Origin of the sequence: Sphingobium sp. (assembly GCF_035511395.1) — a bacterium.
Taxonomy (GTDB): domain Bacteria; phylum Pseudomonadota; class Alphaproteobacteria; order Sphingomonadales; family Sphingomonadaceae; genus Sphingobium.
Genome location: NZ_DATKFP010000401.1, coordinates 1 through 7,698, shown reverse-complemented (window position 1 = coordinate 7,698; position 7,698 = coordinate 1). Strand labels below are relative to the sequence as shown.

The following is a 7,698-nucleotide window of genomic DNA, read 5'->3' as shown; positions in this document are numbered from 1 at the left end:
GCGATCCCGAATATTATGGCCGCTTCTGGGGCTTCACCGACGAAGGCACGGGCGGCTGGGATGCGCCCGGTCCGTTCGAGAAACGCCGCTTGCTGGCGCTGCCGGTCGATGGCGGGATGATCGGGGGCATCGGGATGCTGGCGCCGCGCATTGCCGTCGCGGCCTGACCGATCTTCACATTACCCCTTTGCCTTCGGGCGAGGACACTCCTATCTCCGCCCCATGCCGATGGAGCCACTGCCCGACCTGTCCACCCTGTCGCTGGCCGACATTGCGCGCTTGCTGGCGGAAAAGCGCCTGCCGCCGGTAGAGAAATGGAATCCCGACCATTGCGGCGACAGCGAGATGCGCATCGCCCGCGACGGCACCTGGTATCATCAGGGGTCGCCGATCGGTCGCGAGACGATGGTACGGCTTTTTTCCAGCATATTGCGGCGTGAGCCGGATGGCAGCCATGTGTTGGTCACGCCGGTCGAGAAACTGGATATCGAAGTGGAGGATGCTCCCTTCGTCGCGGTGGAACTCAAGACCGAGGGCGTAGGGCGCGGGCGCACGCTGGTCTTTCGGTTGAACAGCGGCGACCTGGTCACTGCGGGCGCGGACAATGGGTTGACCCTGCGCGAGACGCCCGATGGCCCCCACCCCTATCTGCATGTGCGTGGCGGGCTGGAAGCGCTGGTTGCGCGCAGCGTCTATTATGATCTGATGAACCTGGCGCTGGAGGAAGGCGGCGACCGTGTCGGCCTGTGGAGCGACGGCACCTTCTTTCCGCTGGACGGCGCGGAATGAGCCTGGCGGAACGGTTGCGGGCCGCGCTGGAAGAAGGACATCGGCGCGAGATGCTGCCTTTGTCGGATGTCCGCGATCCGCGGATCGCCGACGATATCGCGCTGGCGCCCGCAGCCGTGCTGGTGGCGATCACCGATCGGCCGGAGCCGGGCCTGATCCTGACCGAACGCGCGACCACATTGCGCAAACATGCCGGCCAGATCGCCTTTCCTGGCGGACGGGTAGACGAGGGCGATTTTGACGAGATTGCCGGCGCGCTGCGTGAGGCGCAGGAGGAAATCGCCCTGCCGCCTGCAAAGGTGCAGATCGTGGGCACGTCCGACCGCTATCATACCTTTACCGGCTTCGACATCATCCCGGTGCTGGGGGTCATTCCGCCCGACCTGCCGCTGCGTGCGCAGGAGGGGGAAGTGGCCAATTGGTTCGAACTGCCGCTCGCCTTTGCGCTCGACCCCGCCAACCGGGTAAAGCGCGAGATCGAGTTCGCCGGCGCAATGCGCCATTATTATGAAATCTTCTGGCAGGATCGGCGCATCTGGGGGATCACCGCCGCCATTCTTGCCAACCTTTCCCGAAGGCTGGGTCATGACCGTCTTGCTGCCTGACGCCGTATGGCGTCATCGTTCCGGGCTGGACGGCCTGCTCACCGCGCTGGACGCCGCCGATGGCAAGGCGCGTTATGTGGGCGGCGCGGTGCGCGACGGGCTGCTGGGTCTGCCCGTCAACGATCTCGACATAGCGACGACGTTGGATCCGCAGGATGTGGTCGACCGGCTGAAGGCGGCTGGGATCAAGGCGGTGCCGACCGGCATCGACCATGGCACCATCACCGCCGTCCTGGCCGATGGGCCGGTGGAGATCACGACGCTGCGCCGCGACGTCAGCACCGACGGCCGCCGCGCCACCATCGCCTATACAGAAGACTGGCGCGAGGATGCAGCCCGGCGCGACTTCACTATCAACGCTCTTTATGCCGATCCGCTGACCGGCGAGATCAGCGATTATTTCGGTGGCCTGCCCGATCTGGAGGTCCGGCGGCTGCGCTTCATCGGCGACGCATCCGCCCGGATCGCCGAGGATCACCTGCGCATCCTGCGCTATTTCCGGTTCCTGGCGCGTTATGGCGACAACGAACTGGACAATCTCGCCTATGATGCGTGCGTCAGCGCCGCCAATAGCCTGATGGCGTTGTCGCGCGAGCGGATCGCCGACGAGATGCTGAAGCTGTTGGGCGTTGGCGCGCCAATCCATGCGCTGCGGCTGATGGTGAACGGCGGGATATTGCTGCCGGTCCTGCCGGAAGTGACGATGGCGGGCGTCGACCGGGTCGAGGTATTGATTGCGCGTGAGGTACAGAGCGGCATAGCCCCCTCCGCCCTGCGTCGCCTCGCCGCGCTACTGCCCGCCGATCCTGCGCTGGCCGATCAGGTCGGGGCAAGGCTGAAGCTGTCCAACAAGGCGCGCAAGCGGCTGATGGTGGCACTGGAACCGGCTGTCGAAGCCGAAGCGCCGCGTGCGCTCGCCTATCGCGTCGGTGTGGAAGGCGCGGTCGATCGGTTGCTGCTTGATCCGGCCCAGCCGCTGTCGGCGCTTGCGCGACTGGAGGGATGGACACCGCCGACCCTGCCGATCGGCGGCGGCGCGCTGATCGCGCGCGGACTGGAGCCTGGGCCCAATGTCGCCAAGGCATTGCAGGAGGTGCAGCGGCTGTGGGTGGCGGAGGATTTCCCCGATGCCGCCCGCGTCGCGGAACTGACGGATCAGACCGTTTCGAAATTCCAGCGCGCGCGCCAATAATCGAAGGCGTCCGCTTCGCTCATCGGTCGCGCGAAATAATAGCCCTGCCCCTGCCAGCAGCCCATTTTCTGGAGGGCGTGGGCCAGATCCTGCGTTTCGATCCCCTCGGCCGTAACCTTGAGGTTCAGCGATTCGGCGAGTGACAGGATGGTGCGCACGATGACGGCCTTGTCGCGATCCTCCAGCATGGAGGAGACGAAGCTGCGGTCGATCTTCAATATATCGATCGGCAGGCTGTGCAAGCTGGCGAGGTTGGAAAAGCCGGTGCCGAAATCGTCCATTGCGATCGGCATCTGCAAATCCTTGAGCGCGAACAACAGCTTGCGCGCCTTGTCCGGGTCAGCGACGATCGCGCTTTCGGTGACTTCGGCCGTCAGGCGACTGCCATCGACGCCGGAATAGCGCAGCGCTTCCTCGAACATCGACGCTACATCGTCGCGCGCCATCTGGATCGGCGAAAGGTTGACGTTGACGCCTACCGGCAGAGGTTGCCCGAATTTCGCGTCCCAGCGCGACAGGGCCTGCGCAGCCTCATAGGCTGCCCAGCGCCCGAGCGAAGTGATGAGGCCGCTTTCTTCCGCGACCGCGATGAACTCGACCGGCGAAACCCGGCCCAGTTCCTCATCGTCCCATCGGGCCAGCGCCTCGAACCCGGTAATTTCGCCGGTCTGGAGATGGATGAGCGGCTGATAGGCGAGCGCCAGCCCGCCCTGCGCCAACGCGTCGCGCAGCCGGCTCTCGATCGAGAAGCGGCGCTGCGCTTCCTTCAGCACGCCGTTGCGGTAGATTTCGACCTTGCCGCTGCGCTTGGCGATCTTCACCGCCGCCTGCGCCTTGCGCACGACGTCATCAGGGTCTTCCTGAAGATTGAGCGACAGCGCGCAACCGATCGCGCAATCAACCCGGATTTGCAGGCCGCTGAGGCGAATCGGTGAGTTCATCGACTCCTTGATCCGCTGCACGATATGAAGAGCATCCGACAGACCGTTGTTAAGGCGCGCGAAGATAGCAAAATCATTGCCGCCGATCCGCGCGAGAACGTCGCCCTGGCGCAGGCTCGACTTGAGCCGTTTGGCGACGGTGATCAGCAGTTCATCGCCCGCCATCGGGCCGAGCGATTCGTTCACCCGGCTGAAGCGGCTGAGGTCGATCGCTATGATGCCGAACTGGGCATGGTCGGGCCAGGCGTTATTCTTCAGCCTATCGTCGATTTCCTCGCCGAAGCCGGTGCGGTTGGGCAAGGCGGTAAGGCCATCGGACAACAGTTCCCGACGCAGATTTTTCTCGATGGCGCGCTCTGTCGTGCGATCTGTCACCGTCAGCAGGACGCGGGTCGCATCTCCCTTTATCGGCGGCAACCGCCCGAGCGTACACATGAAATATTCGGGGCCGAGATTGCCATCGCGACGGATTTCAAAGCTGATCGAATCCTGATCCGACTCGACAAAGGCGGCAACCCTGTCCAGCCAGCCTTCGTCACTCCCATCTTCGCCGCTGGTTCGTTCCCGATAGAGATCGACACGCTTCATGAAGCGGTTGTTGCCGGCGACTATAGACAAGCCTTTGGGTTCGTATGACAAAATCCCAGCCGACTGCGGCAGGGCAGCCAGCCAATGGCCTATGTCCAGCCCCTGCTCCGGATGCGCGGCATCGTCCCCGCAACGAGGCTCAATCTTGGTCTTCTTGACCGGCCAGTTGCGCACGGACATGGATTCCATGCGCCCGACCTATCTGGAAGCGGTAAATTTTCTGGAAACGCCGATTGAATTTGCGATGAATCAAAAGCGGTTATCGCGCGGAAAACCGGTGGGTGGCATCCGACCGGCGGCACCGCGCGCGACTTTCCACGGCGTCATGTCGCTTTCCGTGCGGACACGCCCCGATTCGCCCCCCATGGTCCAACTCAGGCCATCGGACAGGCGGAAGGCGATCGCATCGGACAGGCCGCCGTCGCGATAGCGCTGTAACTGGACGCCCTGCCCGCGCGCCATGCGGGGCATTTCGGCGATCGCGAAGACCAGCAATTTGCGATTCTCGCCGATGACCGCGATGCTGTCCGCCTCCGGCGCAACCGGATGCACGACGCTCAGCCTGGCGCCGGTGCGGACGTTGACCACCTGCTTGCCCTTGCGCGTTTCGGCGGCGATGTCACCGACCGCCGCGATGAAGCCGCGACCATCGGAAGAGGCGAACAGCAGTTCGCTGCCGGTCTTAGCCGGCATCAACGCGACGATCGCGCCTTCATTGTCCATGTCGACCAGCGAACGCACGGGATCGCCGAAGCCGCGCCCGCCCGGCAGCTTGTCCGACGCCAACGTATAGATGCGCCCGGTAGAGGTCGCCATCAGCAGCTTGTCGGTGGTGTAGGCGTGGAAAGCATATTGCGGGCCATCGCCTTCCTTGAACTTGAGCGTGTCGGCGGCGGCAAGGTCACGATGGCCGCTCATGGCGCGGATCCAGCCACGTTCGGAGAGGATGACGGTGATCGGCTCGCGGTCGATCATCGCTTCCAGCGGGATCTCGCGCGCCGGAGCGGCTTCCTCCACCAGCGAACGGCGGCGGCCAAGGTCGGTTTCGGGACCATAGCGCTTGCGCAGCGCGGCCAGATCCTTCTTGAGGCGCGTGCGCTGGCGGGCCGGACTTTCGACCAGCTTTTCCAGTTCGTCCTTTTCCTTGACCAACTCGCCATGCTCGCGGCGCAATTCCATTTCCTCCAGCTTGCGCAGAGAGCGCAGCCGCATGTTGAGGATCGCCTCGGCCTGACGATCGGTCAGGCTGAATTCGGCCATCATCACCTCTTTCGGCTCATCCTCGGTGCGGATGATCTCGATCACCCGGTCGAGATTGAGATAGGCGATGATATAGCCGTCGAGCAGTTCGAGGCGATTGGCGATCTTCTCCAGCCGGTGCTGGGCACGGCGAACCAGCACATCGATCTGGTGCCTGAGCCATTCGATCAGCAGGGGCTTGAGACCCAGAACGCGCGGCGTGCGGGTCGAATCCAGCACGTTGAGGTTCAGCGGGAAGCGGTTTTCGAGGTCAGTGAGGCGGAACAGGCTGTCCATCAGCACCTGTTCGTCCACCGTGCGGGCGCGCGGTTCGATGACGATGCGGATTTCCGTGTCGGACTCGTCGCGCACATCGGCCAGGATCGGCAGCTTCTTGTCATTGATGAGCGCCGCGATCTGCTCGATCAGCTTGGATTTCTGGACCTGATAGGGAATTTGCGTGACGACGGCGATCCAGGTGCCCCGCCCCTCATCCTCCCGGTGCCAGCGCGCCCGCGTGCGGAAGGCGCCGCGCCCGGTGGCATAGGCTTCGGATATGATCGAGGGGCTGTCGACCAGCACGCCGCCGGTCGGGAAGTCCGGCCCGCGCACGATCTGCATCAGGGCGGCATGATCGGCGTCGGGATCGTCGATCAGCAGATTGGCCGCGTCGATCAGTTCGCTGACATTATGCGGCGGGATGCTGGTCGCCATGCCGACCGCGATGCCGCTGGCGCCGTTGGCGAGCAGATTGGGGAAAAGGCCGGGGAAAACCTCAGGCTCTTCATCCTCGCCATTATAGGTGGGGCGAAAATCGACCGTGCCTTCGTCGAGGCCCGCCATCAGGTCGGCGGCGGCCTGCGTCAGGCGCGCTTCGGTATAGCGCATCGCCGCAGCATTATCGCCGTCGATATTGCCGAAATTGCCCTGGCCGTCGACCAGCGGCGTGCGCAGCGAAAAGTCCTGCGCCAGGCGCACCATCGCGTCGTAAACGGAACTGTCGCCATGCGGGTGATATTTGCCGATGACGTCGCCGACGACGCGAGCGCATTTCTTGTAGGCGGTGGTGTTGCGCGCGGGATTGGCGACCAGCACATCCGGGTTCGCTCCGCCTGGCTCCATCCGCAGCAACCGCATCGCCCACAGCAGGCGGCGATGCACCGGCTTCAGCCCGTCGCGCAGGTCCGGCAGTGATCGCGCCGTGATGGTCGAAAGGGCATAGACGAGATAGCGCTCGGACAGCGCATCGTCGAACGGGTGATCCTTGATGGCGTCGAACGGGTCGCGGAAATCAGTCATCGCGGACGGCTTAGCAGGACGGGGACGAAACGGAAACGGATTTGGTCAATAGCCCGCGATGAGCATGTCGAGCGCAGTAGAGATTGCATAATGTTCGTCATGGAGTGGCTTCACGATCTTGCCGAGCGCACGGGCCGGAATCGCGCTGGCGAACTGGGTCATCATCACAAGCTGCTGGCTATCAATCTCGAAGCGTGGATTGAGCCGCGCCATCGGTGTTTCGACATGCTCGATCGGCACCAGCGGCACGACAAAACATGTGGTCAAATGATCCAACAGATCGGATTGGCAGTCGAGGACGTAAGTGCCGTCAGGCAGGCGGTGGACGCAGAGACGCGCCATCAGAACATCCGGTATTTTTCGAGCGGCAACCCATATTTTTCGACATAGGCGTTGGAGGCCGCAATCCCTGCCGCATTTTCCTCCTTCCAGCGCCTTCCACGTTCCGCAGCGATTTCCCTGCGCAATCCTTCCTCGCAGACGCGGGACAGGTTGATGCCCAATTCCCTGGCGTCTTCGACCAATGCGCTGTCCAGCGACAGGTTCGTGGGTTTGCGTGTTCCGATCCGACCCTGTTTCGTCACCACGACCTCCTACATTCTACATGCGCATGAATATACGCATATCGCATCAACGCGGCAAGTAGCGCCCCTCCGGGTCCGCCGCGATCTCGGCGGCGAATTCGGCGGCAATCCAGTCACGAAAGGCCTTGATCTTGGGCGCGTTGCGCGCGTGGGGCGGGTAGACGATCCAGTAGCTGGCGATTTCCCGGACATAGGAAGGCACGGCCTCGACCAGCAGTCCGGCCTCCACCTCCGACTTCCAGAGAAAATGGTTGAGGATCGCGATCCCCTGCCCCGCAATCGCCGCACGACCCTCCATCACCTGGCTGTCGAGGGCGATGCCGGGCGGGCCGTCCGCCGGGTCGGCCTCCACTCCCACGGCGGCGAACCATTCATGCCACCACATGTCGTCGGGCGACAGGCGCGGCCGTGCGTGGAGCGCCTGTGCATCGGCAATCGTCCCATTCCGCTCCAGCCAGCCG

Annotated in this window: 8 protein-coding genes and 1 pseudogene; 4 read left to right on the top strand and 5 right to left on the bottom strand. The window is 63.7% G+C overall.

Annotated elements, in window-relative coordinates; translation table 11 throughout:
- From VMR39_RS27090 to VMR39_RS27075, 4 genes and pseudogenes are all read left to right on the top strand, one after another.
- Positions 1-167, top strand: a pseudogene (locus VMR39_RS27090) (GNAT family N-acetyltransferase); the annotation flags it as partial.
- Between the two features lie 55 nt (positions 168-222).
- The gene (locus VMR39_RS27085; RefSeq protein WP_325421082.1) at positions 223-789 is read left to right on the top strand and encodes a DUF1285 domain-containing protein; all 567 of its coding nucleotides are present in this window, start codon (positions 223-225) and stop codon (positions 787-789) included.
- Complete coding sequence (locus tag VMR39_RS27080; protein ID WP_325421080.1) at positions 786-1,394, top strand: CoA pyrophosphatase; 609 nt, start codon at positions 786-788, stop codon at positions 1,392-1,394. Before VMR39_RS27085 ends, VMR39_RS27080 begins: the two co-directional genes overlap by 4 nt.
- Positions 1,375-2,586 carry a CCA tRNA nucleotidyltransferase gene (locus VMR39_RS27075; RefSeq protein ID WP_325421078.1) on the top strand — a complete coding sequence of 404 codons (1,212 nt, stop codon included), beginning with the start codon at positions 1,375-1,377 and terminating at the stop codon, positions 2,584-2,586. Before VMR39_RS27080 ends, VMR39_RS27075 begins: the two co-directional genes overlap by 20 nt.
- On the opposite strand, the gene VMR39_RS27070 is transcribed toward VMR39_RS27075, so the two are convergent.
- The 5 genes from VMR39_RS27070 to VMR39_RS27050 form a co-directional block, all read right to left on the bottom strand.
- The gene (locus VMR39_RS27070; RefSeq protein ID WP_414712602.1) at positions 2,550-4,295 is read right to left on the bottom strand and encodes a putative bifunctional diguanylate cyclase/phosphodiesterase; all 1,746 of its coding nucleotides are present in this window, start codon (positions 4,293-4,295) and stop codon (positions 2,550-2,552) included. The two genes, VMR39_RS27075 and VMR39_RS27070, sit on opposite strands and share 37 nt — an antisense overlap.
- 69 nt (positions 4,296-4,364) lie before the next feature.
- Positions 4,365-6,653 (bottom strand): DNA topoisomerase IV subunit A, encoded by a 2,289-nt coding sequence (parC, locus tag VMR39_RS27065; protein WP_325421074.1) that lies wholly within the window; start codon positions 6,651-6,653, stop codon positions 4,365-4,367.
- Positions 6,654-6,698: 45 nt separating this feature from the next.
- On the bottom strand, positions 6,699-6,995 hold the full coding sequence (locus VMR39_RS27060) for a CcdB family protein (protein ID WP_325421072.1): 297 nt from the start codon (positions 6,993-6,995) through the stop codon (positions 6,699-6,701).
- Positions 6,995-7,237, bottom strand: a complete 243-nt coding sequence (locus tag VMR39_RS27055) for a type II toxin-antitoxin system CcdA family antitoxin (RefSeq protein ID WP_325421070.1) — start codon at positions 7,235-7,237, stop codon at positions 6,995-6,997. Before VMR39_RS27055 ends, VMR39_RS27060 begins: the two co-directional genes overlap by 1 nt.
- A 46-nt stretch (positions 7,238-7,283) precedes the next feature.
- Positions 7,284-7,698, bottom strand: a 415-nt coding sequence (locus tag VMR39_RS27050; protein WP_325421068.1) for a LysR substrate-binding domain-containing protein, incomplete at its 5' end; no start/stop codon positions are given.

Coding starts and splice junctions, on each gene's coding strand:
- VMR39_RS27080 (WP_325421080.1), top strand. CDS start 786: ATGAGCCTGGCGGAACGGTTGCGGGCCGCGCTGGAAGAAGGACATCGG.
- VMR39_RS27070 (WP_414712602.1), bottom strand. CDS start 4,295: ATGTCCGTGCGCAACTGGCCGGTCAAGAAGACCAAGATTGAGCCTCGT.
- VMR39_RS27085 (WP_325421082.1), top strand. CDS start 223: ATGCCGATGGAGCCACTGCCCGACCTGTCCACCCTGTCGCTGGCCGAC.
- parC (WP_325421074.1), bottom strand. CDS start 6,653: ATGACTGATTTCCGCGACCCGTTCGACGCCATCAAGGATCACCCGTTC.
- VMR39_RS27060 (WP_325421072.1), bottom strand. CDS start 6,995: ATGGCGCGTCTCTGCGTCCACCGCCTGCCTGACGGCACTTACGTCCTC.
- VMR39_RS27075 (WP_325421078.1), top strand. CDS start 1,375: ATGACCGTCTTGCTGCCTGACGCCGTATGGCGTCATCGTTCCGGGCTG.